This is a genomic window from Alteromonas gracilis (assembly GCF_036870955.2).
GTDB classification, from domain to species: Bacteria; Pseudomonadota; Gammaproteobacteria; order Enterobacterales; family Alteromonadaceae; genus Alteromonas; species Alteromonas gracilis_A.
Map to the genome: position 1 here is coordinate 1725275 of NZ_CP145482.2, position 25111 is coordinate 1750385.

Sequence of the window (25111 nt, forward strand, 5' to 3'; positions counted from 1 at the left end):
TTCCAAGCAAGCTTAGTGCTGCTTTTGTTTTTTATTTCTGAATTTTAGTTGATGTTAAATCAATTTCGAATTTCTATTTCTTCAAAGTTATAAGGTTACTAAAGTTTATTAGGTTGAAAAAAGTTACTTGATTACCATTATTCACCCACGGATGAAAATAATGGATTTGACGGAACGTTACTTCAACACTTTGCTAAGAACAGTATAACCATGAAAACACACCTTAAAACACTTGCAGTTGCACTATCAGCAGTTTCTTCTTTAATGACATTCTCCGCTTCTGCACTTCCACAAGGCAGCGAACTTAAAGTTGGCGGTGCGGTATGGAACGTATTTGACGAAGCCGATCGTTACGCCCTGCATACAGCTTATATCCATAAACCATTACAAAATTACTACGGTTTGCGCCCTACCGTGTTACTTGTTACCGCAGACGAAGGTCAGCACTACTTTGCTGCTGGTGTTGCTAAAGATGTTTACCAGCAGGGAGACTTCACAGTGCGTGTTGCATTTCACGCCGGTATCGTAGATGAATCAGAAGAGCTAGGTGACTCTATTGAATTTTACTCTTCACTGTCTGGCCTCTATCGATTGAACGAGCGCATTTCACTTGAAGCTGAAGTTGGGCATATTTCAAACGGTGGCCTTGGCGATGTTAATCCGGGTTCTGAGTCATTTGTATTAAGTGCACACTATCATTTTTGATCATCATTACGCTTCGGCAATGTTTAAAAACCGCGCAAATGCGCGGTTTTTATTGGGCCATCGTTTAATTATGATTGAATGGGGCAGGGAGCACCTGCGTCAATCCAAACTGACATGGCATTGCCAAAGTCTTCGTGGGTGCCTGGCGCTGGCGTGCGCCCTGGACCTGGTGCCCAAGCCCATCGGACGAGAGGGTCGTCTTTAACGTGATGTTCAAACTCTTTTTTGAAAGTTTTCATATCATTACGTCCCCCCCGCTGTGCCAAAAATGAATTTAGCTGCGGATTTAACCAGTTATTGCACAGCTGCACAGGCGTTACGTCTCGCGCAATAATCATGGTGGGTGGCGGCATATGCCACACGAAACCAGGCATCAGGTCGTTTGCCGCGCCGGGTGGACGACCTGGTTCATCCGCATTTTCATCTTGGTGACAACCACGACAATTAACAGGGTTAGTTTCACCTACCTGAACAAATTTTCCATCTTGGACTGCCATCTTAAGATTATTAATGGAAGTGATGTTCATTGGGTGATGCGTACGGTTGTCACCAACCGTTGGGCGATGTGCGCCGTTTTCAACCACACCATGACAGTTCACACACCGTGGGCTGGTGGCCACATCAAACAGGTATGCAAATGCAGTCTCTGCATTCGGTTGTGATTTATAAGCCGTATAGGCCGTGGTTACTGTTGCAACATCCTTTGGCAGCGGTTCGCTGCTAGCTTTTGTCACGCTACTGTTATTTGTGCATCCTGTTACTGACAGTGCTAATAGTGCCACAACGCTCGTTAGGCTTATCATTAGCCCAGACTTAAATGATATCTTCATAGTGAACACTCCTTATACTTTTAGCGCATCGGTAACATGCGAGGCCAGCATTGGCAGGTGACGAAGTCGTACGCCAACGGCATCGAATACAGCGTTGCCTACAGCGGGCGCAACACCAATAACGCCAGGTTCACCAAGCCCAACCGGAAACTCGTCACTCTCAACAAACTCAATATCCATTTCTGGTACGTCGTTCATACGAAGTGGTAAGTAGGTATGCAGGTTTTTCTTGGCAACATAGCCGTCCTTAATTTCGTTGTGCTCAAACAGTGCAAGGCTGGTGCCCCAAAGCAGCGAGCCTTCCATTTGTGCCATTGCGCCATCGGGGTGAACGACAATACCTGCATCGGCCACCACCCACAGTTTTTTCAATGTAATTTTGCCAGAGCGCTTATCAACGTGAACCTGAGCTGCTGTCGCTAGCCATGCTGGCATGGTTCGTTCCTGTCCCGCCGTTACGCTGTAGCCAATACCTTCATTATCGCTAAGCACCACACCCGCTGTTTTTTTCTTGAGTATTTCAAGAGTGTTCGCGAGTCGCTTAGCGCCGCCCACACTTTCTGGTGCTTTACCTGCTTGTTTACCCTTGCCGTCCAACATAGCAAGACGGAAGTCCACAGGGTTCTGTTTTGTTTCATGAGCAATTTCGTCGATAAAGCTCTCTAGCCCCCAAACTATCCATCCTTGGCCGACAGAGCGCAACCAGCCAGGAGTAAAGGTGTCTTGCGCGACTTTGTTGTTGATAACGCGAGCTCTGTGATGCTCCATGGTGTACCAGTGATCGGCACCTGATGCTGAAAATGGGTCAACCTTGCCTTTGCCATCAACGCCATCAGGCATAAAGCCGGGCGCCATTGCCAAGGTCGGCCAACCAGCCGCTAGCGCATGCTCCATACCAGTAAATTTGCCCGACCCATCAAATGAAGCATTAAATAGTGATGTAGATGCTGAGCGAGGCTGATCAAACATGGTATCGTCAGGGCGCATAAACAACATTTTCACAGGCTGACCTGCCGCTTTTGCGGTCAAAAGTGCCGGAATTATCCAGTCACCAAATAAGCGACGTCCAAAGCCGCCGCCCAAATAGTATTGATGAATAACTACATCCGAATCTGGTACTTCAGCGGCTTTTGCTACAGCTGGAAGGGTAAGGCCTTGCCACTGATTACCCGTATGAATGTGCCACTTGCCTTCTTTAAATTCAGCAATGGCATTTAGTGGTTCTAATTGAAAGTGGCTTGCTGTAGCCGTGGTATACATTGCCTCAATACTGCTAGCCGCATTTTCTTGTGCGAGTGCAACATTGCCTTCATCAACAAAAAGCGTCCCTTCACTGCGGTCGCGACAAATGCGCTCGCCTTCTTTTTGAATATCGGCTTCGCTAACATTTACCGTCTTACCTGCGTTGTAACTTACTTTAACTTTATCAACCGCTTTTATGGCAGTTGGATAGTCGTTGGCAAGAACGGCAACCCATCCTTCAACAGTACCTGAAGGATCGGTTAATATTTTAAAACCTTTGTAACCAGGAAGTGATTTGGCTTGGCTGTCGTCAACATTAGTGACTGTACTCCCATAACGTGTTGGGGGCAAAATAGGGCGCGCGTACAGCATATTTTCTACTTCAACATCAATGCCGTATACGGCACTACCGTTAGTCTTAGGCGGTATATCTAGCGCTTTATAATCGTTGCCTATACCGATGAGGTGACGTTTGTTGCCAGGTTTAATAGCGAGTGCACCTAATTCATCGGCGGAATAGGTTTTATCCACATTTCCTTTTGCAACAATATCTCCGTAACTAATTTTCTGGTTACCAGAAACAATGAAGCCTTGTTGTGCTTTACAGCTCGATGGGTCGACGCCAAGCAGTGTTGCGCCAGCGTTTATAAGCACTTGGCGACCAGCGGCTCCTGCCTGAGACATGGGCTTATACGTTTGGAAAATGGACCATGAACCTCCTGTTACCATGTAGCCCCATTTGGGGTCGGTATCTACATGCACTATAGACACTTTGTCCCAGTCACATTCCAGCTCGTCTGCCAGAATACGAGCAATTGCCGTACCCACATGTTGCCCCATTTCGGCTTTGGCAATGTTCACCACAACATTTCCTGCAGTGTCCATTTCAAACCACACATTGGGCGAGAACGTCTTGCTCGATAAGGCCTCTTTGGCTGACAAAACTGAAGGAATGGCTGACGCGCCAAACGCCATCAGCAGTGTTGTGTTTACTGTACCCACCATAAACGAACGACGAGAAAGGTTTATGTTGTCTTTTTTCGCTTGGCTTAAAGATTTCATGCTCATGCGTTTTCTCCCTCAGACGTGGCGCGTGGGTCAAAGATTTCTACTGTATTAGTAGAAGCGCGCTTTATGGCCTTTTTAATGCGTACATATGCCATACAGCGACAGTAGTTAGTACTCATGTGGTTCACGATATCTTGGTCACTTGGACTAGGATTTCTATCAAGAAGCGTCGCTGCCTGCATGATTTGCCCTGACTGACAGTAGCCACATTGCGGGACTTGTTCTTCTACCCATGCTTTTTGAAGAGGGTGCTCATTGTTAAAGCTTTCAATGGTATTTACGACTTTTCCCTTAACCAAAGAAACAGGATAGGAGCATGAGCGAACGGCATTGCCTTCAACATGAACCGTACAGGCACCACACATAGCAACACCACAGCCAAATTTTGTACCTTTTAAACCAAATTCGTCTCTTATTACCCATACGAGAGGGGTATCTTGTGCTGCATCGGTGCGCACTGTTTTTCCGTTTAACGTAAATTCAATCATGGTATTATTCACCGTGTGATTAGTTGGTTAGTGATGCGCTCGCCAGCCAATTGAAGGGATATGCTTGTCTGTATTAGCCTATCAAATTGACCTTGCGGTGCCCTTTTGAACCTGCAGCCATTGATTATAGACTAATGAATTAATGCCTATATCTGTAGCTCGATTACGACGTGTGGTATAGTTTAGTTACCTTGTTCAGCAAAGCAATTAGTATACTTTTAGTTACTACTGCTTTTTCCAGAGGACAATAATGAAAAGTGAAATAAAAACAGACGCTAAGGGTAGAAAAACAGTTTTAAATACGTGCAATGAGCCGTGTGCTATTGAACGTGGAATGCGCTTAATCGGTGGGAAATGGACAGGGTCCATTATCTATCATTTGAAAGATGAGCCAGTGCGCTTTAATGATTTGTGTCGCATGTTAGGTGGTGCAAGCAGAAAAATGGTCGACCAGCGTTTGAAAGAGCTAGAAAATAACGGCATGGTGGCACGCAATGTTATTGAAACGCGGCCTATTGCGGTAGCCTACAGCCTGACAGACTTTGGGCGTTCGGCGCTTGATATCCTTGAACAGTTACGCATATGGTCAGAAAGCCACAGCGAGGACAATGCAGCATAGCGCTTACTAGAAAAGACAAAATAGGGGCTTAACTAGAGCGTGTTGACCTTTGCCGTACGCTTTTGCAGCAAAGTGTACCGAAAAGGTCAACACGCTCTAAATAAAAGAAGCATAAAAATGCCCCTTTTATCTTAAATGACGAAGTCGTTATGCAGTTTTTGGTAGGCGTACGACGCTGTCAATCAAGCCTTCTGAGGCACGTTGAAAAGAAGTAAAATGTGGCGTTGCTTCATGAGCATCAAGCAGTTTTTGGTTTTGCCACTTTTCTGTGATCACAAAAAGTCCTTCCCCAGAGGCATGTAAGTCATACATAACCGCCCCTTCTTCTCGCTGGCTAGCTTCGACCAGTGGTTGCAAAACATTTGCAAGTGCCTCTGTTTGACCTTCTTTTGCCGACAATAGCACTGAAAATTCGGCCATATAACTCGTTTCCAATTGTAAGGTTTAATATGTTTCGTTAGAAAGCAATGCTAGGTTATTCGCGAGGACTGCGTAACCAAAAACCGCTGGCTACGCAAATCTTTGCGTTAAAAGGCATGCGCTAGAAGGTGTTTTCGATATGTGCTTTAAAGCGTTTAAAGTCGTTTTCCACGTCAGCATTTTTCATCACGTCAAAAGCGGCGAAGGTTGGGAGGGCCTCCATGCCGAAGAACCTAAAGTTCGCATGCATAGGAAACAAGAGGTCATCTACGCTCTTGCCTTGAAACAAATACTCACTGTCATCATTAAACGATTCTTCAGGTGCGTTAAAGGTGACTGACATCATGTATTTTTTCCCTTTTAGCGTGCCACCTGTGCCATAGCCTTTTTTAGGCTCATCAGCAGAGCGACCGTCTCCGTTACAGAGCGCTCCACCCATTCCTGCTGTGTAGACTTCATCCATATACTTCTTAAAAGACCAAGGAACCCCCATCCAATTTATAGGCGATTGTAAAACAATGATATCTGCCCACTGGTGTAATTCTAACTGTTGCTGTACGTCTACCTCATCAAGCATATTCACATGGCGAGTATCGTAGCCCTTTTGAGTTAAAAGTGAGGTTGCTTGATCAACTAAGCTACTGTTAAGACGACCTTCAGAAAAAGGGTAGTATTGGTGCGCATTGATAATTAAAACGTTTTTCATAAAAACTCCACATTAGTATTTGTTGTGGTCTATTTTAGTGACTAAGTTTATATAATCAATTAGTGGTTTTTTAGTTACTACCTATTAAATATCTACTTTGCCCAGAGTTTCTCAGAAGTTTTCAGCATGTTATGTAGGCATTCTATCCGCCGTTTTCTATCAACATTTTGAATTTGTCTGGCTCTTTTCAACCATCCTGACGCATGGGCTTATAGGTGTCTTTGCCTAAAGGAAAATGTGCGAGCGTCGCTTCAACAACGCTTAATGGAATAGCAGGAATATGTTTGCCGTCGGATTTTATGGCGATTTCTAATCCTTTTTCCTATTTTCACACTTAAATGTATGAATACGTCAATTGTGTACTAATATTTAGAGTAGAAACTCCTAGGTATATGAGGAAAGTGTATGTGTACAGTGCACTCCCTCAAAACATAATTAAAAAACAACATTGAGGGCGATGGAATGCAGTTGTTACCGAGGGCGCTGGCCCATGTTTGAAAAAACCTTTCTTTATTGCGCTGTAGGGCTCGCTCACGTGGGCTTAGATGGCGGCTTTATACGTGTCAACGAGAAACTGTGCCAGTTTCTAGGCTATACCAAAGAAGCGCTCACCCAGCTTAGCTTTCAAGAGCTCACGGCTCCCCAATGTTTACAGGAAGATTTGGTTCAACTAGAGCGACTATTAAAAGGCGAAATAGAGAACTACGCCATAGAAAAGCAATACGTGAGAAGCGATAGTGTATTGGTGTGGGGCAGGCTGACAGTGTCATTAGTCCGAGACGAAAGTGGGCAACCCGAGTATTTCATTTCGGTAGTAGAAGACATTGACGACAAAAAAAGGATTGAAACTGAGCTATTTAAGGTAGATGCACTTTTTAGCAAAATTGTCAGTGCGTTTTCCGATCGCACATTTATTTGGGTTGCTACGCCAACACTGGAAAAGCTTCATTACGTCAACGACGGTTACGCCAATATATATGGTCGGAATGAGTACGAGCTTTATTGCAGTCCCGTAGCCTTTATTGATCATGTCTTTGAAGAAGACCGCGCTAGAGTCCTAAAGGTTTTTAACAAACGCCCCCTACAAAATTGGGATATTCAATATCGCATTGTGGATGCCTCAGGCAACATTAAACACCTTCATGATAGAGGTAGCCTAATTTACGATTCTAGCGAACAGCAGACGTTGATATTAGGCACTGCCGATGACATTACAAAAGAAAAAGCACAACAACACGCATTAATGAGCGCCGTAGCGAAATTGGAGATGCTGTCAAAAACAGACGCGTTAACAGGGCTTGCAAATCGTCGTGAAATCCTATGCCAATTGGGTAACGAGATTAGCCGTATGGAACGCGGTCAAAAGGTGTCTACGCTTGTCTTTGTTGATCTCAATAACTTTAAAACAATTAACGATGACTATGGGCATAAAGTTGGCGACTTAGCGCTATCTTTTTTTGCAAAAACCATGGAGAGCCTACTCAGAGATAGCGACAGATTTGGGAGAATTGGCGGAGATGAGTTTGTCGTTCTGCTCTACGGAACGGATGAACGCGAGACAGAAGCGTTTTTTGAAAGAGTGGAGAAAAATGAATTCTGCCTTACACTGGACTGCGGAAAAACCATTCCCATTTCCTTCAGCTTGGGATGGGTAGAGTGGGATCACGGAATATCGTCGGTGCAGGAGTGGTTGGATCTCGCCGATGAGGCCATGTACTCGAAAAAAGGCAGCATAATTGCGACGAAGAAATGGAAGATGTGGGCTAGGGTGAAGGCACACTTAGTGTGCCTTCACAATGTTTAAATACCCGCTATTTATCCTTAGCTGCAAACCAATCAGCAAGTAATTGTCTTTCCTGGTCAGTCATACCTGTTTTATTCAAAAATGGCATGTCTTTCGTAACACTTGCTCGTCTTACAATTTGCGGCGCAAAGCGCTCAATGTCATCCCACGTATCAAGCACTACTCCGACGGGGGCAACTTTGAATATATCATCAGTTGGTGTTCTCGAGTGACAGCTAACGCAATGAGTAGAAACGATTGATGTAACTTGCTCTTTGGTAACACGAATGTCGTTTTCTTGATGTGTATCGCTATCAGAATTTAGCGAACTTGATACATCGTGCGCGCCCGTGATGGGGCTATTAGCTGCGAGCTGTGGCATTGAAACCCAAAACGTAATGGCAAGCATGGCCGCAGCCCCTGATACTAATATACTGGGCTTTGTGATGCCTACGTGTCGAAGATTAAAAAAGTGCCTTATCCATGCGGCAGCTGCCATAATAGCGATAAGAACAAGCCAACTTTGAGAATGCTGATATGTCATGGGATAGTGATTCGAAATCATGATAAACAGCAGCGGTAGCGTAAAATAATTGTTGTGTACTGAACGCAGTTTCGCGCTTGCTCCCCAGCGTGGGTCGATGTCTTGTTTTTCTGCAACCGCAGCGACCATTTTGCGTTGGTTTGGCATTATATTGAAAAACACGTTCCCCGCCATAATCGTACCTATCAACGCACCAACGTGAATATACGCGCCGCGACCGCTAAACCAGTGCGTAGACAAATAAGCAGCAATACATATCAGTGCAATTAGACCTATGCCAAAAGCAAGGGGGTACTTGGCTAAAGGGCTGCGGCAAGCGAGTTCATAAAGCGTCAATCCACCAAAAATTAACGCCAACCCCAATAATATGGCCGTGGAGGGCGACATAGCGTTTATTGATGGGTCTATCAAATAGGCCGAAGCACCAAAATAGTAAACAATAATGAGCAGTGCGAAACCAGATAGCCACGTGGTGTACGCTTCCCACTTAAACCAGTGGAGAGTTTGCGGCATTTCTTCGGGGCCGTAAGCGTACTTGGCGACTTCATAGAATCCACCGCCGTGAATGGCCCATAAATCGCCTTTGATCCCTTTGTCTTGCTTCCATTTAGGTGGCGTACGCAAGTTATTGTCTAACCATATAAAATAGAACGACGCACCAATCCACGCCACACCAGCGACAACATGAAACCACCGAACAAAAAGACTTAACCAATCGAGCCACGGCATTATTATTCTCCTTATCTACTGTAGCAGCGTGTTACGATAACGGCATTCACCGCTCACCCACGTTTGCGCGATAGCGCGGTCGTCACCCAAAATACTCAATGCAAAAAAGACATCGTCAAACGAAGCTTCTGGTTGAATGCGAAGTGACGTAAGTTCATCAAATCTGGGCTCTACAACAACAAAATCTGCAACGGTTCCCGCGTTTAGGTTACCAATTTCACCGTCGAGCCCGTGTGCATTCGCTGCACCTTGCGTCATCAAATAAAAGCCTTCTAGGGGGCTGATAGGTGCATTGCGTAATTGACTTACTTTGTATGCATCACCATAGGTTTTTAACATATTAAACGTTGTGCCAGCGCCTACATCGGTAGCTAGTGCAACATGAACATTGTTGGCTCGCGCTGCAGTCATATCAAAAAGGCCGCTACCTAAAAACAAATTGGATGTTGGACAAAATGCAATGGTGGCGTTTGCATCCCCCAATCTTGCCCATTCATTTGGCGTTAAATGAATTCCGTGCCCAAAAACGGCACGTTCGCGGACCAAGTCAAATTTGTCGTATACATCCAGATATCCCTCAGCCTGAGGAAACAAGCTCTTAACCCACGCTATTTCATCTAGATTCTCAGATAGATGCGTCTGAATAAAGACATCGTCGTATTGCTTTGCTAGTTCACCCAATGCGGCAAGCTGAGCTTCAGTGCTCGTAGGGGCAAAGCGCGGTGTAAGGGCGTATTTGTTACGGCCTTTGTTATGCCACTTTTCTATCAACGAAGCGCAGTCTTTTTGCGCTTGTTCTGCGGTATCTTGCAGCGATGTAGGGCAGTTTCTGTCCATACACACTTTGCCTGCAATCATTGCCATATTGATGTCGCTTGAGGCATGAAACAGCGCTTCGCAACTGTCTTTGTGTACCGTACTGAATACTAGGCCTGTCGTGGTGCCATTTTTGAGTAGCTGCCTTATAAATACATTCGCAATTACACTGGCATGGTCACTATCTGCGAACTGCATTTCTGTAGGGAATGTGTAATTCTCCAGCCAGCTCAGTAGTTGTTCGCCATAGTTGGCAATACTTTGAGTTTGAGGATAGTGAAGGTGGCTATCGATAAGACCCGGTAAAATCCACTTCCCTGAATGATCTATAACATTGGCGTTGGGGTGTTGCGCGCTGATTGCATTAAAAGTACCTATGGCAACAATACGTTGTCCGTCAATCAACAAGCCGCCATCTTGATACACAACGATATCATTTTCAAAGTCTGAAGTGTGCTTAGGGAAATGCGCAATACTTGCACGAAATAGCTGCATGTTTATTAGCTGCCTCTGTAGCTGCTGAAACCGAAAGGTGAAATTAAAAGCGGCACATGATAGTGACCGTCGTTGTTTTCAAGCTCAAACGCAATGTCGATATGTGGATAAAAACTTTTGCCATGCTGACGTTCTAAATAAGACTTACAATGAAAACGCAGCGTGTAAATGCCTGCGGGAAAACCATTTTCGTTATTCGCAGCCCATTGGTTAAATCTGCCGTCGCCGTCAGTCTCGCCTTTGAGCGTTTCGCCGCTAGGGGTCGTTAAAGTAAGTGCAATACCTTGTGCAGGCTTGCCAAGGGTAGTGTCTAACACATGGCTAGAAAGCGTATTCATAATAGTGTCCTTAATACTTACGCTAATGCTTTGTTAAGACGCAAAAGCGTAATTTTAATTTGTTGTGCTGCCGCCGTTTCAATTTCTTGCTCTGTCGTATTGGGAAGTCGAATATTAAGTTCATGTAGCATAGTGTCGGCTGAGAGACCTATTGCACAGATAATAAAAATAAAGCCGTGCTTGTCTAAATAAGCCTTATTCGCCGCTTTTAATTGCTGAAGTACTTCTTCGGAGGCCACCGAAGTACCGGATTGTTCACCTGCAGCGATAGCTTTCGTGTTTGCAAACTTCTTTCTCAGAGAGTCTACGTCTCCAATCATAGGGTGGGCTAAAAACGCCTCTAAATAATCTTGGTTATCGCATCGACTCCACGCATTTACGGCTGCTTGAGTAACGCCGTCCACATCTTTGAAAGGGCGAGCTTTAACCATAAAATCAATCCAAGTCGAAGAAGCACAACACTGTTCAAACCATCGTCGTGCTGAAGTAATGTCAGCAATATTGAGCTCATTTAGTGTCATGGAGATACTCCTTTTCTTCATTCATGTTGCGTAACCTAGTGGTTTGCGCTTTATCCTGCTGATTTTCTTTTTGCTGATGCAGTCGCTCAATAAGTTGCGCTGAAATAGACACCGCTACTTCGATAGGAAGCTTGCCCGGCACATCAGGGTTACCAATGGGCGTATATAAACGCGCTAGGTCTTCTTTACCAAACCCACGATGCGCTAACTTGGTCGTAAAGCGTTTAGCTTTGGTATCAGAGCCAATAAGGCCAATAAACGGCAGTGACGGATAATGCAGCGCTTTTTCTGTAATACGATAATCCAGTTGGTGATCGTGAGTGAGTACAATAAGCCAGCTTTCATCCGCAAGGTGAGGAATTTCAGTTTCTGGCTCATCTTCAACAACTTTACTCACATTTGCAGGCAAGCTTTCAGGGAACAGCGCGTCTCGATTATCAATCCAGGATATGCGAACGGGAAGCTGTGCCAGTATTGGAATAAGCGCCTTAGCTACATGGCCCGCCCCAAAAACAGCAATATGCTGTTGGTGCATATTGCATACGTCGAACAGCACTTTTACTGCACCGCCACAGCACTGCCCAAGCGAGCTGCTTAATGGATAGCTGTGTAGGTGCGTGCTTGCTTGTCCTTTGGACAAAAGTTCTCTTGCTCGCTTTATCGCGTCATACTCAAGGTGCCCGCCACCAATGGTATCAATTGCCGTATCTGCGGTAACCACCATTTTACTGCCAGCTTCGCGAGGCGCTGAACCTGCAGTGCCCACAACGGTGACCAGAACATAGGCTTCGTTACGCTGCTGGCAGCGCTCAATGCCCTCATACCATGTTTGTGGGCGATAAGCATTAGCTTTCATAACCAACGCCTTCAGTACTTAACGCTGTTTGCATATCAATAACCGCGTTTAAAACGCGCTCAGGTGTTGCGGGGGTATCAAGCTGTGGGTCTTGCGTATAGCCCGACAAGCTTGAGATAGCGTCTTTTAGCGCGCACCACACCGAAATGGCCAACATAAAGGGCGGCTCGCCAACGGCCTTCGAATGGTAAATGCTGTCTTCTGCATTTTCTTTTCCGTATAAGGAGACATTAAATGCAGGTGGCGTATCGCCAATAGCGGGTATTTTATACGTCGCCATATTCTCGCTGATGAGCTTGCCATCGTCATTCCACTTCAAGTCTTCGGTAGTTAGCCAACCCATGCCTTGAATAAAGGCACCTTCTATTTGCCCAATGTCTATAGCGGGGTTGAGGCTATTGCCAACGTCGTGGATAACATCAACCTTGTCTACGGTATATTCGCCCGAAAGCGTATCGATGGATACTTCGCTCATTGATACGCCGTAAGCAAAATAGAAGAAGGGGCGGCCTTCACCTGTGTCGCGGTTGTATTGAAGTTTAGGCGTTTTGTAGAAGCCACTTGCAGACAGCGAAACTCGCTCAAAATAGGCGGCTTGCACAAGATCTGAAAATGCTATTGTCGCTTCACCTAGTACGACTAGACCATCAAGAAACAGGACTTGGTCGGCGCAATCTGGCTGATTTTGAGACTCAGCAAAACACGCTGCTAAGCGTTTTTTTAGCGTGATACAGGCGTTTTGCACTGCTTTACCGTTTAGGTCAGTTCCACTTGAAGCCGCGGTTGGCGATGTGTTTGGCACTTTATCTGTGCGTGTGGCGGTTACTTCAATCATATCAAGCGTTACGCCAAATTCATTTGCGGCTATTTGACCAATTTTTGTATGCAGTCCTTGGCCCATTTCCGTGCCGCCATGGTTTACCTGAATACTGCCATCGGTATAGATATGTACAAGCGCACCTGCTTGGTTAAGGTGCTTAGCGGTAAATGAGATGCCAAATTTAACCGGTGTTAGCGCAAGACCTTTCTTAATAACAGGGCTGGTTCGATTAAAATCAGTAATCGCTTCTCTTTGCTGCCAGTAGTTTGCTTTTGTTTCCAATTCACTGATCATCTCTGGCAACAAATTATGCTCTACTTCCATGCCGTAAGGCGTAGTTGTGCCCGTAGACGACCCGTACAAATTCCGTTTTCTGATAGAAAGAGGGTCGACACCAAGTTCGCGAGCCACTTTGTCCATCATAGCTTCAGCCATTATCATACCTTGTGGACCACCAAAACCTCGATAGGCGGTATGCGATACCATATTGGTTTGCAGTCGGTGTCCAACAATGTCGCTGTCGCCTAAGAAGTAACCGTTATCGGCGTGAAACATCGCTCTATCGACAATGGCATCTGAAAGGTCAGGGGAGTGGCCACATATGCCGTTTATATCCATTCGGGTAGCTTCAATTTTTCCTGTGGCATCAAATGCCACTTCAAACTGGTTCTCAAAAGGGTGGCGCTTGCCTGTCACGTGCATATCGGTAAAACGAGGTAGCCTAAGTTTTACTGCGCACTGGTTTCGTGAAGCGAGCAGCGCAGCAATGCATGCCCACTGTGCAGCTTGAGTTTCTTTGCCGCCAAAGCCTCCTCCCATTCTTCGCATATCCACCATAACGCGATGCAGCTTAACATTTAGTACTTCTGCGACCAGTTTTTGCACTTCACTAGGGTGCTGAGAAGACGTATAAATTTTCATGCGATCTTCTTCATCTGGTATGGCAAGGCTAACCTGACCTTCAAGATACATGTGTTCTTGACCACCAATAGATAAAGTACCGCTTGTTTTGTGAGAAGCGTTATCTAGCGAACTTTGGACTTTATCGCTGTTTTGCCCAAAGCGATGCAGAGGACGTACAAACGTTTCGTGTTTATGTGCTGTCGAGGCATCAAGTACCGCATGATTGTGTTACAACCTCTACTTGCCCTTTTTGCGCGGCTTGTCGCGCCAGTTGTACAGAGGTAGCCAATACGGCAAACACAGGTTGCCCGAAAAACTTTATTTCTTGATTGGCAAGCAGTGGGTCACCTTCAAATACTGGCCCTATATCTTTGTGGCCTGGTACATCGTCGATGGTAACTACGTCAACGACTCCCTCACTTGCCTTAACCGCATCTAAATCTATTGATGAGATAATGCCTTTGGCACAGCGACTTAAGCCTACTGCTGCGTAAAGCGTACCCTGCGGCTCGACAATATCGTCAACGTAATTCGCACTACCTTGCACTTGTCTAATTGCACTCTCATGTTTAGACGAAACATGAACAACTGGCGCCTTTATTTGTGTTGCGTTTGCGGTGTCTATTAATTTACGCATGCTGCACCACCCGAGTTTCAATGTTGTTTTGTGACTGGTTTTCTAGCCAAAAACGATGCCACAGATTTGCCAATACCGTTTTACGATACTGGGCACTGGCGCGCACATCATCAATAGGCGTAAATGCATCAAATAAGATTTGTTTGCCAACGCTCATCGTCTCGTGGCTTGATAGGACCTTACCTTTTAGTGCGTTGTGTAATTCTTCACATTGGATTGGCGTTGCGGCCACACCACCAAATCCGCTAGATACCGACGAAATGATGCCATTGTCCAAGGTTAACTTGAATACCGCACAGACCGCTGAAATATCATCTTCAAAGCGTTTTGAGATTTTATAAGCTGCCAATTGCTGATTGTCATGTAGTAGGGGAATTTCTATTGCTGAAATCCATTCACCGTGAGCAAGCTTGGTTCTCCGATAGCCTTCAAAGAATTCACTTATCGGTACTACTTTTATCGAATCGCCATTGTCGATATGCAGACGCGCTTCTAATGCGAGTAACAACGGTGGCAAATCGCCTATGGGAGACGCGTTAGCGACATTTCCGCCCATAGTAGCTTGATTGCGTATAGGTAATGAGGCAAACCGAGTAATAAGCTCTGCCGCCTGTGGAAAATGTTCTAGAAGCAATGGGGCCGCATCATTGATAGGTAATGCTGCACCAATAACAATAGAATGCTCATTTTTGGTGCATTGCTTTAATGAGTCAACATGAGAAAGGCTAATCAATGTATCAACGTTTTTAAGCTGTTGGGTAAACTGCAAACTCAAGTCGGTACTGCCTGCAACAAGCTGAGCACTAGGGTGTTGAGCAATCGCATCTCGAAGTGCTTCGCGACTTGTGGGCATTAGAATATGTTCCGTGCCGATATTGTCTGCGGTTATTGATTCAAGACGGGAAAGCGTATTTGCTTCGCGTTGCGTGAATTGGTCGTCCGCTTTCTGCTCACATGCTTTTAGCGTGGCATCAATAATGGGGCGATAGCCAGTACAGCGGCATAGATTGCCCGACAATGCGTGTAATACATCTTCCCGATTGGGTTGGCTATCGGTGTGATATAGCGCAAACATCGACATAATGAACCCCGGGGTGCAGAAACCACACTGCGAGCCGTGATGGTCTACAAGTGCTTGCTGAACGGGGTGCAGTTTTTCTCCTTCACATAAATGTTCAACCAAAATCAATTGCTTACCATGAACAGCGCTCATTAATGTAATACAGCTATTTACCGTACGATAGTGCAAACTAGCGGCATTGTCGTTAGCTTACTTCGGCCAGCACTACAGTGCATGCACCGCAGTCACCAGCGGCACAGCCTTCTTTGGTACCTGTGTTTTTTCGATATTCTCGTATGTATTGCAGAAGAGTGAGATCGGCTCTCGCTTCATTTAATTCAACGATGTCTTGGTTAATAAGGAAGCGAATCATACCCACACCTTCCAGTTATTGTCTTTTTTGTATTCATTAATATAGCTGTATTTTTATCATAAAAGTAGACCAAGTGGTCAATTTTTTGCTTATAAAAAATGGCCTGTACTGCTAAGGCCATAATTTAGATGCACAAATGTTTGACGTTAAGTCAAAGACGGTAGTGCAAAAGGTGTAACTAATGTTAGTCAGCGCACTGTTGATAAAAACCATACTTCAGTGCGCTGGTGTGCAAGCTACCTAGTTAAGCAATTTACACTAAGCAATTTACACTAAGCAATTTACATGCAAGCTTTTTTAAACTTATTCGTTATCGTTATCTCAAGACAACCGAAAACACTGAAAAAGCAATATTGCCGTGTAACTGCAAGGTTCAAAGAAAGTATTGGCAAAATTCATGCTAATGTAGCAATAGGAGCTTGCTCAGTAGCGTTGTATACTTTTGAAATGCGCGTGTTCTTGTTATAAAGACGTTGTAGGTGCGCTTGCAAAACAACATTGCAAAGGAATTTAAATAATAATGATGAAGGTAAAGAGCGCTGACGCTGGTGTCGGTGCTATGAATAGAAGAAAGATTCTTCAAGCCGCAGAAAAGTGCTTTGCACAATTTGGCTTTAAAGGGACAGCGGTGCAAAAAATTGCAGACGAAGCTGGCTTACCTAAAACAAACGTTTTGTACTACTTCAAAACAAAACAAGAGCTATACGTTGCTGTACTTGAAGAGACACTGTCTCTATGGAACTCACACTTTGACAAGGCGACGGTCGACGATGATCCAGCTGAAGTATTAGCGACATACATTGCAGAAAAAATGGAAGTGTCTCGAACACATCCAATGGCTTCAAAGATTTTTGCAATGGAAATTATCAATGGTGCACAGAACCTAAGCGGTTATTTTGACGAAGAACATGCGCTATGGATGAAAGGCCGATTAGAATTGATTGAAGCGTGGATAAAAGCAAATAAACTGCCGCCTATCGAAGGTGAGTACTTGCTTTATACAATATGGGCGAGCACACAGCATTATGCCGACTTTTCAGCACAAATAACGCGACTTCGCGGCAAGAAGATGACAAAAGCTGATTTTGAACAAGCAACAAAGCAAGTCGTTAAACTCGTATTGGGTGGCTGTGGTTTGGCTGTGCCTGCGCGGTTCGAGGAGTAACATGTCACAAAGTCACTACCCAAGAGATCTCATTGGATATGGCAGCAAGGTACCACATGCTCAATGGCCAGAGGGCGCCAAAATTGCGGTGCAGTTTGTTTTAAATTACGAAGAGGGCGGTGAGAATTGCGTTCTCCATGGTGATGCTTCATCTGAGGTTTTCCTATCTGAAATTATCGGGGCTCAAGCATACAACGACCGTCATTTAAGTATGGAGTCGATATATGAGTACGGTAGCCGTGCTGGCTTTTGGCGCTTACATAAGCTATTTAACCAGTATCAAGTTCCGGTTACGGTATTTGGTGTAACCATGGCATTGCAGCGCCATCCTGAAGCAGTGAAAGCAATGCTTGACTCTGGGTGGGAAATAGCTAGCCATGCAATGCGTTGGGTGCATTACCAAGATATGGATGAAGCCGAAGAGCGCAGGCAAATTGATGACGCTATAATCTTGCACGAACAACTAACGGGCAGTAAGCCTGTTGGTTGGTACACGGGAAGGACTAGCCCCAATACACTAAAGCTGATTGCAGAGCGAGATGATATTCTTTACTGCGCTGACTCCTATGCCGACGATTTGCCCTATTACGACTGCCATTATAGTAAACCTCTTCTAATGGTGCCTTATACGCTCGATACTAACGATATGCGCTTTGCAACGCCTCAAGGTTTTAATAGTGGAGAGCAGTTTTTTCAATACCTAAAAGACGCGTTTGACGTGCTATATGAAGAGGGTGATGACTCACCAAAGATGCTCTCTATTGGCTTACACAATAGAATTATCGGTCGACCCGCGAGAATGGCTGCCCTAAAGCGATTTATTGAATACATACAATCGCACGATAAAGTATGGCTAGCAACGAGAGAAGATATCGCTCGTCATTGGCTCGAGTTTCATCCTAAAGACGATAGTGACAACTCGGCACAATAGCGTACAGTTGAAGAAAACGAAAAGGACACGAAAATGAAAGCAAAATTAATCGCAGTAGTATGTGGGGCATTAGCGCTGAGTGCTTGTTCTAAATTGACAAAAGAAAACTATGACAAGTTAGAGATGGGAATGAGCCAAGAAGAGGTGGAAGCAGTGATAGGCTCTGCTGATAACTGCGGTAAAACCATGGGAACGCTGGCTTGCACATGGGGTGATGAAAACGCTAAACACGTAAAAATCGTTTTTATGGGCGATAAAGCCATTACCTTTAACTACGACGGTTTAGAATAGCCTTAAACTATTTTGATAAAAAGGTGGCCATTTGATGCCACCTTTTTTGTTGCTAGTGTTTATCGTTCCCGCATTTATTATTTTAAATCCAGCACATAGCGAAGCAGGAATATAAGTGCCAATGCGTAGGTGAGTGGAGTCACTTCTTTGAACCTTCCTGTTCCAACTTTTATTCCCACGTAAGTAATAAAACCCAGTGCAATACCTTCGCTTATACTGAACGTAAGCGGCATAGCGATAAGGGCTACTGATGCTGTAGCAAGCGCACCCAGGTCGTCAAAGTCAACTTGGCGAATAGATTCCATCATTAATATTCCCACCATTAACAAGGCTGGTGTGGTTGCCATCAGCGGTATGACTTTCATCAGCGGTGTCAAAAACAGAGACAATAGAAAGCAGATAGAGACAACGACAGCTGTTAGGCCTGTTCTACCTCCTGCGGATACACCTGTCGCCGACTCCACGTAACTTGTTACTGGCGAGGTACCAACTGCTGCACCTACCACGCTTGCGGTCGCATCAGCTGTCATGGCAGGGCCAATTTTTGGCAGCTTACCTTCCTTATTTAGTAAATTGGCTTTGCGAGAAACGCCAATCAAGGTGCCTATCGTGTCAAACATATTCACAAACATCAGTGCAAAAATAAGATCCCAGGTTTCAGCGATATGGTCAATTGGGTACCAAAAGTCCATGGCTAAAAAGGTATTTGATATTGATTCAGGCATGCCGACAATGGCGTCAGGTGTAGCGGTCAACGAGCCATTTTCTGTTGGGATGAACGCACCAATTACCGTAAGGGTCACAATAGAAATTAAAATAGCGCCAGTAACGCGCTTAACCATTAGCACGATTGTAAAAATTATACCTGCCATCGCAAGCATTACTGCTGGCTCAGACAAGTCACCAAGTTGCACGAACGTCGCAGGGTTATCTACTATTAGCCCCGCGTTCTTTAAGCCGATAAAGGCGATAAACAAGCCAATACCGCACTGCACACCAACTTTCAACGAAGGAGGGATGGACTCTGCAATTTTTGTTCTAACGCCAGTAAGTGATAACACCAAAAACAAAATGCCGTTCCAGAATACGATCCCGAGGGCTGCCTCCCAGGGGATTTCTCTGCCTAAACAAATAGTGAAGGCAAAAAAAGCGTTTAGCCCCATGCCCGGCGCTAATGCTATAGGGTAGTTAGTCATAAGCGCCATCAGTAGCGTGCCAAGGCAAGCCGCCAACGCCGTTACGGTTATCAAACCCTCAACGGGCATGCCGCTAAGTCCAAGAATGCTTGGATTTACGACCAAGATATAGGACATGGCAGCAAATGTAGTTAAGCCTGCAATAAGCTCTGTTTTTATTGTAGTGCCATGATTTTCTAGCTTAAAAAGCCGCTCAATAAGGTGGTTGGACATGCATTTATCTCTTGGTGTTATCGAATTTTTGTACTTTTAGATTTAGCTAAAGCAATAAACTGACCAAATAGTCAACTTGTTGGTGCGTTTTGTGCTACTTTTACATAGCCAGACGACACAAAGTCAGCAAAACGGTACTTAGACAACAATATTGATGCTAAAAAACCGCCAATTAAACCTAATTGAGTGTTTAACACTCGTTAACAGATAGCATTAGAGATAAACTAGTTTGCACCATATCAATGCCTTGCATCTTGATGGTGCAAAATAAGTGAGGGGCCATGTCGTTATCTTCCATTATAAAAAATATTCCCAAGGCTGAACTGCATCTGCACATAGAAGGTAGCCTAACGCCGGAACTCATGTGGCGCCTAGCAGAGAAACACAGTGTATCACTTCCTTATCAAAGCGTGGAAGAAATTGAAGCGGCTTACAATTTTAAAGACCTTCAAAGCTTCCTCGACATCTATTACGCTGGTGCTGGGGTATTGATTGATGAGGATGATTTTTTCGCATTAATGTGGGAATACCTCAGCAAATGCCATCAAGAGAATATTGTCCATACCGAAATCATGTTTGATCCCCAAACTCATACCGAGCGAGGCATTGGATTTGACGTGTTTATGCCAGGCTTTCTAAAAGCGATGCAAAAAGCACAGGATGAATTCGGAATAAGTAGCTTTCTTATTATGTCGTTCTTGCGTCATCTACCAGAAAGCGCTGCATTTGAGACGCTCGCTGCCGCAGAACCCTATTATGAACACATTAAGGCTGTGGGGTTAGATAGTTCTGAACTTGGTCATCCGCCTTCTAAATTTGAGCGCGTATTTAAGAAAGCAAAGCAATTGGGTTTCAAAATAGTTGCCCATGCAGGTGAAGAAGGACCCGCGTCATATATTTGGGAAGCGCTAGAACTTCTCGGTGTTGACCGCATCGACCATGGTGTTAGGTGTCAGGAAGACGAAAAGCTCATGGAATACTTGAAAGATAAGCAAATCCCGCTAACCGTTTGCCCTTTAAGTAACCTAAAACTTTGCGTAATCGATGATATGAAGCAGCACAACATTGTTTCTTTGCTTGAGGCAGGTTTGTTAGTTACCGTTAATTCAGACGACCCTACCTATTTTGGTGGTTTTTTAAATGCCAACTTTGAAGCGCTGGCAGATGCGTTATCTATTTCTGAGGAAACAATTAAAAAGCTCGCCGTAAACAGCTTTAAGGCAAGCTTTTTGAGCAATGCAGATAAAGATAAGCATATCGATAAAGTGGTTGCTGCCTGACGCTGACTTCTAATAGAAGGCGTTTGTTTCACCTAATGGCATAGGGTGGCGAAAGTGCGCGAGATAATTAAATAGTTTTGAGTAATCAAGCTTATTTGATTGACTCGCGGCTTAGTCTTATTGTTGCATGAGTAAGATGGTCGAGCTAACGAGCACATTTAATTGCGACATGTGGTCTGGCATATCTTCCAAAACCCCTAAATTTGCAAGCTGTTCCATTTCAGCGGCTTTTGTTCGTAATGCATCTGCGCCAACATCTCCGGCTATACCTTTAATCGAATGACTTTGAAAACGAATGGCCTCGCCATCATTTGCTCGTATTGCACTTTGAAGCGTTTCTTGCTTTTGCCCAATTTGCTCAACAAACATGTCTACTATGCGAGCGAGCAAAGCTTCATTGCCTGCAAGTCTGCTTAATGCTGCCGTTTTATTCCATAGTTCGCTGTTTGAATATTGGTTAGCAAGTTCATCTGGCGTCATGGTATTTGCCTATTGAAATTTCCATTATCTTAAGTCTACACCATTCTATGTTGTTCAAATAGAACATAATTTTTTTCGCATGTTCATATCGAACCATAGTTGCTTAATAGACTAAAGGCTAATTTTTTTTTCGTCAATTGTGGCAATACTTGGATTTGGGGTTAGCAGCAAAGTGGATCCTCTCATGGACTATGAGACACAAAAAGTGGTCATCATCGATGATGAACAAACGACGCTTTTATTGTTAGAGCATGCAATAGCACCTATTGCACAGGTATTGACGTGCTCAGACAGTTCGCAAGCACTGGACGTCATTTCACAGTCATTGCCCGACTTAGTTTTGCTTGATATCAATATGCCTGGGGTCTCGGGATTCGAGCTATGTGAAACGCTAAAAGCATCAACGCACACAGCACACATACCTGTTATTTTTATTACGTCCCACAACGATATAGACAATGAGCGAAATGCACTGACTCTTGGTGCTATTGATTTCATTTCCAAGCCTATCGATGTAGAGCTCTGCCGATTACGGGTTAATAACCATCTTGTTATGGCTAAGCAAAAGCGCATGCTTGATAATCTTAACCAGGCCATTGAGAAAGAAAAACAGCAGCTCGCAGTAACGCTACGTTCAATTGCCGATGGCGTAATTTCGACCGATGCAAATGGTCTAATTACATTCATCAACCCCGTAGCACAAAGGCTTACCTAGCTATTCAGAAAAGGACGCGCTTGGTAAACCAATTGACACTGTAATGGACCTACGTGATGTACAAACCTCAGATGTGATGCTCAACCCTGCCTTGTACGCACTTGAGGTCAAACGTCCTGTTGCTATGGCATATAACACAACGTTAGTGAGTCGCCATGGTGAGGTTTTTCGTGTTGAAGATACTGCCTCGCCCATTATTGACGACCAAGGCAATCTAGTTGGTTCGGTTATTGTTTTCCAAGACGTTTCTGAAGCGGTAGAAATGGCAGTTCGCATGACTCATATTACTAACCATGACCAGTTAACCGGGTTACCTAATCGAGTCCTTTTGCACGATAGGTTAGTACAAGCTATTTCTCGAAGCCAATTCACCAAAAAGAGTATTGCTCTACTTATAATTGACATAGACAATTTCAAATACCTTAATGATAGCCTTGGCCATCGCGTGGGTGATTCAGTAATTAAGTCGATTGCTGAACGACTAAAAGCGATAGTGGGTAACACCGCCACGCTTGCTCGCGCTGGGGGGGATGAATTTGCGTGTTTATTGCCTGATGTTGGTACTGGGTTTGGCGCTGACAGCATTGCAATGGCTTGTTTGCAAGCAGGGCGTGAGCCTATCGAATTAAACGGAACTATGCATCAGCTAAGCATAAGCATTGGCATTAGCTTATATCCTCAAGACGCAGTCAATGCTGAGGAAATGATGCGCCACGCAGATACAGCCATGTATCGCTCCAAAACAAAAGGCAAAGACACCTTTAGTTTCTTTTCCAAGGATCTTCAGCACGCGATGCATAGAAGGGTTGAGCTGGAAATTCTTTTGCGCAAAGCCATTGAAAACAGTCAAGTGTCTATATATGTGCAACCCAAATATGATTTTAGTGGCAAAAAGATTGTAGGGGCAGAAAGCTTAGCAAGGCTGTTTGATGATGAGGGCAATCTAGTTGGGCCAGATGAATTTATCCCACTCGCTGAAGAGACTGGGCTAATACATCAATTGGGCCGTCAAGTTCTTGAGAAAAGTTGTGCTTTGGTTGCAAAGTTAAACGCAAAAGGCCAATCGATTAAGCTGGCGGTAAATGTTGCAGCAAAGCAATTAGAAAACGTACATTTTGCAATGGAAGTAGAGCAAGTCATTTTTGACGCAGGTATAGATGCTGCCTCCATCGAGCTTGAAGTAACAGAATCTGCGTTAATGCAAGATTTTGAGCAGACTAAAGAAATGCTGAATGCTCTATCAGCTCTTGGGGTAAGTATTGCGCTTGACGACTTTGGTACAGGGTATTCCAGCCTTTCCTATTTGAGGCAGTTTCCACTTGATGTGCTTAAAATTGATAGGTCGTTCGTTATTGATATGGATAATGAACAACAGGCGTTTGATATTGTTAGTGCAATCGTCCATTTGGCGCACAGCTTAGACTTGTCTATCGTTGCTGAAGGTATAGAAAACGAAGCGCAGTTTAATGCGTTACGAAAGTTGGGATGTCACTACGGACAAGGGTATCTTATGTGTAAGCCGATAGCCGTAGTTGATTTTGAAACCCGCTTTGTCGAAAACCAAGCGAATCAAGAGGCGACTGTTTAGTTTAGCCACAAAGTGCGTTTGTATATAATGTAAATACAATCAATAGCTTGATGTTAAGCACGTTGAAACACAACGACATTTAAAAAGGAACAAAACTTCTTTTAAGCAAACTAAATTTCCCATGTATTTCTTTGCTAATGATTGCTAGACTCAAAGAAAATACGATGCACAATGTGTGTATATCTTTCTCCTTGTGCCATCGTCGTCGTGCCCTACATTAGCCGCTAAGCTATTGAGAATTAGTAATTAATGAATCGAAAAGAACTCAAACCATTTTCTGAATGCAGCGTGCTTATAGTTGACGATGAGCCAATGAGCCGGATGCTCTTGGAGTCAATCTTAAATACGGTATTTCATTGCTACACAGCACAGTCGGGTCAAGAGGCCATTACGTTTTGTAACGACAAGACGCCCGATTTAGTGTTGTTAGATATGAATATGCCGGATACTGACGGTCTTGAAGTATGTAAAGCACTCAAAACCAATACAACAACGTCTGATATCCCAGTCATCTTCGTTACCTCGACACTTGATATTGACAGTGAAAATGCTTGTTGGGAGGTGGGTGCGTCAGATTTTGTCATGAAACCTGTGAATGCATCTACACTCACTCATAGAATGAAAACTCACCTTTTAAATAAGCTCAGAACTGAGTTCTTAGAGACCATGACATACCACGACCAGCTAACGGGTCTCTACAACAGGATGTATCTGACTAAAGAAATTCCGCTGCTTATTAAGCAAGTTGCAAGAGATAACGGGAGCGTGGGGGCGATCATGATTGATATCGATCACTTCAAGCGCTTTAACGATACCTACGGGCATTTGGAAGGTGATTTGTGCCTGAGTAACGTTGCACAAGTTGTAGCAGGTGTAATGAAGCGGCCTAAAGATGCAGTTATCCGCTTTGGTGGCGAAGAGTTTTTGGTTATTTTACCGTATATAGATGACGCAGGCATTTCGCTATTGGCTAATAAGCTAGTTGGGCTCGTCAGAGACGCTGGACTTGTGCACGCTCACGGTATTGAAAATAAAGTGTCGATTAGTGCCGGATACACAGTGTGGCAGGCTACGGAAATTATAGAAGAGGGCGTCGAAGCGCTTATCGAGGCCGCTGATGTCAAGTTGTACGAAGCAAAAGAGCGAGGGCGAAACCGCGCAATAGGGTAGTTGCCATAAAAACTAGCCTAATGTTTAATATTTTGTTTTCTCGACACCGACTACACTCTACACAAAATAGTACAAACATGGACGCGAGCTATTGGTCTGTTAACGCTCTGCGCTTAGTCATTAAGGCAC

General features: G+C 44.4%; 22 protein-coding genes and 2 pseudogenes. 10 read left to right on the forward strand and 14 right to left on the reverse strand.

Annotation, left to right across the window (positions count from 1 at the left end; all coding sequences use genetic code 11):
• Positions 1-210 precede the first annotated feature (210 nt).
• Positions 211-705: an acyloxyacyl hydrolase gene (locus tag V6N89_RS08390; protein WP_338517166.1), complete on the forward strand. Its 495-nt coding sequence runs from the start codon at positions 211-213 to the stop codon at positions 703-705.
• Between the two features lie 68 nt (positions 706-773).
• On the opposite strand, the gene V6N89_RS08395 is transcribed toward V6N89_RS08390, so the two are convergent.
• The 3 genes from V6N89_RS08395 to V6N89_RS08405 are packed head-to-tail and all read right to left on the reverse strand — an operon-like array spanning position 774 to position 4333.
• Positions 774-1535: a hypothetical protein gene (locus V6N89_RS08395; protein WP_346993645.1), complete on the reverse strand. Its 762-nt coding sequence runs from the start codon at positions 1533-1535 to the stop codon at positions 774-776.
• A 12-nt stretch (positions 1536-1547) separates the two neighbouring features.
• On the reverse strand, positions 1548-3845 hold the full coding sequence (locus tag V6N89_RS08400) for a xanthine dehydrogenase family protein molybdopterin-binding subunit (RefSeq protein ID WP_338517169.1): 2298 nt from the start codon (positions 3843-3845) through the stop codon (positions 1548-1550).
• Positions 3842-4333 carry a (2Fe-2S)-binding protein gene (locus V6N89_RS08405; protein WP_202265032.1) on the reverse strand — a complete coding sequence of 164 codons (492 nt, stop codon included), beginning with the start codon at positions 4331-4333 and terminating at the stop codon, positions 3842-3844. Before V6N89_RS08405 ends, V6N89_RS08400 begins: the two co-directional genes overlap by 4 nt.
• 250 nt (positions 4334-4583) lie before the next feature.
• Between V6N89_RS08405 and V6N89_RS08410 the strand changes: the two genes are divergently transcribed.
• Positions 4584-4952, forward strand: coding sequence for a winged helix-turn-helix transcriptional regulator (locus tag V6N89_RS08410; RefSeq protein ID WP_338517170.1), 369 nt, complete (start codon positions 4584-4586; stop codon positions 4950-4952).
• Positions 4953-5099: 147 nt separating this feature from the next.
• Here V6N89_RS08410 and V6N89_RS08415 read toward each other — a convergent pair whose 3' ends face one another.
• Both V6N89_RS08415 and V6N89_RS08420 read right to left on the reverse strand, forming a co-directional pair.
• Complete coding sequence (locus V6N89_RS08415; protein ID WP_338517171.1) at positions 5100-5372, reverse strand: putative quinol monooxygenase; 273 nt, start codon at positions 5370-5372, stop codon at positions 5100-5102.
• Positions 5373-5493: 121 nt separating this feature from the next.
• A complete protein-coding gene (locus tag V6N89_RS08420) occupies positions 5494-6078 on the reverse strand; it encodes an NAD(P)H-dependent oxidoreductase (RefSeq protein ID WP_338517172.1) in 585 nt (194 codons plus the stop codon).
• Between the two features lie 490 nt (positions 6079-6568).
• On the opposite strand from V6N89_RS08420, the gene V6N89_RS08425 reads away from it, so the two are divergent.
• Entirely contained in the window at positions 6569-7882 is a 1314-nt protein-coding gene (locus V6N89_RS08425; protein WP_346993646.1) for a diguanylate cyclase, read from the forward strand.
• A 7-nt stretch (positions 7883-7889) separates the two neighbouring features.
• Here the strand turns inward: V6N89_RS08425 and V6N89_RS08430 are convergent, their stop codons facing one another.
• From V6N89_RS08430 to xdhA, 7 genes and pseudogenes are all read right to left on the reverse strand, one after another.
• Complete coding sequence (locus V6N89_RS08430) at positions 7890-9134, reverse strand: urate hydroxylase PuuD (protein WP_338517174.1); 1245 nt, start codon at positions 9132-9134, stop codon at positions 7890-7892.
• 15 nt (positions 9135-9149) lie between these two features.
• Complete coding sequence (guaD, locus tag V6N89_RS08435) at positions 9150-10445, reverse strand: guanine deaminase (protein WP_338517175.1); 1296 nt, start codon at positions 10443-10445, stop codon at positions 9150-9152.
• 5 nt (positions 10446-10450) lie between these two features.
• Positions 10451-10783 (reverse strand): hydroxyisourate hydrolase, encoded by a 333-nt coding sequence (gene uraH / locus V6N89_RS08440; RefSeq protein WP_338517176.1) that lies wholly within the window; start codon positions 10781-10783, stop codon positions 10451-10453.
• Between the two features lie 17 nt (positions 10784-10800).
• A complete protein-coding gene (gene uraD / locus V6N89_RS08445) occupies positions 10801-11304 on the reverse strand; it encodes a 2-oxo-4-hydroxy-4-carboxy-5-ureidoimidazoline decarboxylase (RefSeq protein WP_346993647.1) in 504 nt (167 codons plus the stop codon).
• Complete coding sequence (gene xdhC, locus V6N89_RS08450; protein WP_338517177.1) at positions 11291-12160, reverse strand: xanthine dehydrogenase accessory protein XdhC; 870 nt, start codon at positions 12158-12160, stop codon at positions 11291-11293. Before xdhC ends, uraD begins: the two co-directional genes overlap by 14 nt.
• A pseudogene (xdhB, locus tag V6N89_RS08455) lies at positions 12150-14520 on the reverse strand (xanthine dehydrogenase molybdopterin binding subunit). The gene xdhC and the pseudogene xdhB overlap by 11 nt, the downstream one beginning before the upstream one ends.
• Positions 14513-15953 (reverse strand): annotated as a pseudogene (xdhA, locus tag V6N89_RS08460) (xanthine dehydrogenase small subunit). The pseudogenes xdhB and xdhA overlap by 8 nt, the downstream one beginning before the upstream one ends.
• Positions 15954-16473: 520 nt before the next feature.
• Here xdhA and V6N89_RS08465 point away from each other — a divergent pair.
• From V6N89_RS08465 to V6N89_RS08475, 3 genes are read left to right on the forward strand one after another with little or no spacing between them, the layout of a single operon-like run.
• A complete protein-coding gene (locus tag V6N89_RS08465; RefSeq protein WP_338517178.1) occupies positions 16474-17118 on the forward strand; it encodes a TetR/AcrR family transcriptional regulator in 645 nt (214 codons plus the stop codon).
• A gap of 1 nt (position 17119) precedes the next feature.
• The gene (gene puuE / locus V6N89_RS08470; protein WP_338517179.1) at positions 17120-18049 is read left to right on the forward strand and encodes an allantoinase PuuE; all 930 of its coding nucleotides are present in this window, start codon (positions 17120-17122) and stop codon (positions 18047-18049) included.
• 33 nt (positions 18050-18082) lie between these two features.
• Positions 18083-18340, forward strand: coding sequence for a DUF3862 domain-containing protein (locus V6N89_RS08475; protein WP_338517180.1), 258 nt, complete (start codon positions 18083-18085; stop codon positions 18338-18340).
• A 77-nt stretch (positions 18341-18417) separates the two neighbouring features.
• Here the strand turns inward: V6N89_RS08475 and V6N89_RS08480 are convergent, their stop codons facing one another.
• The gene (locus V6N89_RS08480) at positions 18418-19749 is read right to left on the reverse strand and encodes an NCS2 family permease (RefSeq protein ID WP_338517181.1); all 1332 of its coding nucleotides are present in this window, start codon (positions 19747-19749) and stop codon (positions 18418-18420) included.
• Between the two features lie 281 nt (positions 19750-20030).
• Between V6N89_RS08480 and V6N89_RS08485 the strand changes: the two genes are divergently transcribed.
• Complete coding sequence (locus tag V6N89_RS08485) at positions 20031-21029, forward strand: adenosine deaminase (RefSeq protein ID WP_338517182.1); 999 nt, start codon at positions 20031-20033, stop codon at positions 21027-21029.
• A 117-nt stretch (positions 21030-21146) separates the two neighbouring features.
• Here V6N89_RS08485 and V6N89_RS08490 read toward each other — a convergent pair whose 3' ends face one another.
• The gene (locus V6N89_RS08490; RefSeq protein ID WP_338517183.1) at positions 21147-21509 is read right to left on the reverse strand and encodes an Hpt domain-containing protein; all 363 of its coding nucleotides are present in this window, start codon (positions 21507-21509) and stop codon (positions 21147-21149) included.
• A gap of 184 nt (positions 21510-21693) precedes the next feature.
• On the opposite strand from V6N89_RS08490, the gene V6N89_RS08495 reads away from it, so the two are divergent.
• From V6N89_RS08495 to V6N89_RS08505, 3 genes are all read left to right on the forward strand, one after another.
• Positions 21694-22224, forward strand: coding sequence for a response regulator (locus V6N89_RS08495; RefSeq protein WP_346993648.1), 531 nt, complete (start codon positions 21694-21696; stop codon positions 22222-22224).
• A gap of 43 nt (positions 22225-22267) precedes the next feature.
• Positions 22268-23812 (forward strand): putative bifunctional diguanylate cyclase/phosphodiesterase, encoded by a 1545-nt coding sequence (locus V6N89_RS08500; RefSeq protein ID WP_338517185.1) that lies wholly within the window; start codon positions 22268-22270, stop codon positions 23810-23812.
• Positions 23813-24061: 249 nt separating this feature from the next.
• Complete coding sequence (locus V6N89_RS08505; RefSeq protein WP_338517186.1) at positions 24062-24982, forward strand: GGDEF domain-containing response regulator; 921 nt, start codon at positions 24062-24064, stop codon at positions 24980-24982.
• The last annotated feature ends 129 nt before the right edge of the window (positions 24983-25111 follow it).

Excerpts from the sequence above, each read along its gene's own strand:
- V6N89_RS08415 (WP_338517171.1), bottom strand. The coding sequence starts at position 5,372 with ATGGCCGAATTTTCAGTGCTATTGTCGGCAAAAGAAGGTCAAACAGAG.
- V6N89_RS08475 (WP_338517180.1), top strand. The coding sequence starts at position 18,083 with ATGAAAGCAAAATTAATCGCAGTAGTATGTGGGGCATTAGCGCTGAGT.
- V6N89_RS08495 (WP_346993648.1), top strand. The coding sequence starts at position 21,694 with ATGGACTATGAGACACAAAAAGTGGTCATCATCGATGATGAACAAACG.
- V6N89_RS08490 (WP_338517183.1), bottom strand. The coding sequence starts at position 21,509 with ATGACGCCAGATGAACTTGCTAACCAATATTCAAACAGCGAACTATGG.
- uraD (WP_346993647.1), bottom strand. The coding sequence starts at position 11,304 with ATGACACTAAATGAGCTCAATATTGCTGACATTACTTCAGCACGACGA.
- V6N89_RS08410 (WP_338517170.1), top strand. The coding sequence starts at position 4,584 with ATGAAAAGTGAAATAAAAACAGACGCTAAGGGTAGAAAAACAGTTTTA.
- uraH (WP_338517176.1), bottom strand. The coding sequence starts at position 10,783 with ATGAATACGCTTTCTAGCCATGTGTTAGACACTACCCTTGGCAAGCCT.
- V6N89_RS08480 (WP_338517181.1), bottom strand. The coding sequence starts at position 19,749 with ATGTCCAACCACCTTATTGAGCGGCTTTTTAAGCTAGAAAATCATGGC.
- xdhC (WP_338517177.1), bottom strand. The coding sequence starts at position 12,160 with ATGAAAGCTAATGCTTATCGCCCACAAACATGGTATGAGGGCATTGAG.
- puuE (WP_338517179.1), top strand. The coding sequence starts at position 17,120 with ATGTCACAAAGTCACTACCCAAGAGATCTCATTGGATATGGCAGCAAG.
- V6N89_RS08405 (WP_202265032.1), bottom strand. The coding sequence starts at position 4,333 with ATGATTGAATTTACGTTAAACGGAAAAACAGTGCGCACCGATGCAGCA.
- V6N89_RS08430 (WP_338517174.1), bottom strand. The coding sequence starts at position 9,134 with ATGCCGTGGCTCGATTGGTTAAGTCTTTTTGTTCGGTGGTTTCATGTT.
- V6N89_RS08465 (WP_338517178.1), top strand. The coding sequence starts at position 16,474 with ATGATGAAGGTAAAGAGCGCTGACGCTGGTGTCGGTGCTATGAATAGA.
- V6N89_RS08500 (WP_338517185.1), top strand. The coding sequence starts at position 22,268 with ATGGACCTACGTGATGTACAAACCTCAGATGTGATGCTCAACCCTGCC.
- V6N89_RS08395 (WP_346993645.1), bottom strand. The coding sequence starts at position 1,535 with ATGAAGATATCATTTAAGTCTGGGCTAATGATAAGCCTAACGAGCGTT.
- V6N89_RS08485 (WP_338517182.1), top strand. The coding sequence starts at position 20,031 with ATGTCGTTATCTTCCATTATAAAAAATATTCCCAAGGCTGAACTGCAT.
- guaD (WP_338517175.1), bottom strand. The coding sequence starts at position 10,445 with ATGCAGCTATTTCGTGCAAGTATTGCGCATTTCCCTAAGCACACTTCA.
- V6N89_RS08420 (WP_338517172.1), bottom strand. The coding sequence starts at position 6,078 with ATGAAAAACGTTTTAATTATCAATGCGCACCAATACTACCCTTTTTCT.
- V6N89_RS08390 (WP_338517166.1), top strand. The coding sequence starts at position 211 with ATGAAAACACACCTTAAAACACTTGCAGTTGCACTATCAGCAGTTTCT.
- V6N89_RS08425 (WP_346993646.1), top strand. The coding sequence starts at position 6,569 with ATGTTTGAAAAAACCTTTCTTTATTGCGCTGTAGGGCTCGCTCACGTG.
- V6N89_RS08505 (WP_338517186.1), top strand. The coding sequence starts at position 24,062 with ATGAATCGAAAAGAACTCAAACCATTTTCTGAATGCAGCGTGCTTATA.
- V6N89_RS08400 (WP_338517169.1), bottom strand. The coding sequence starts at position 3,845 with ATGAGCATGAAATCTTTAAGCCAAGCGAAAAAAGACAACATAAACCTT.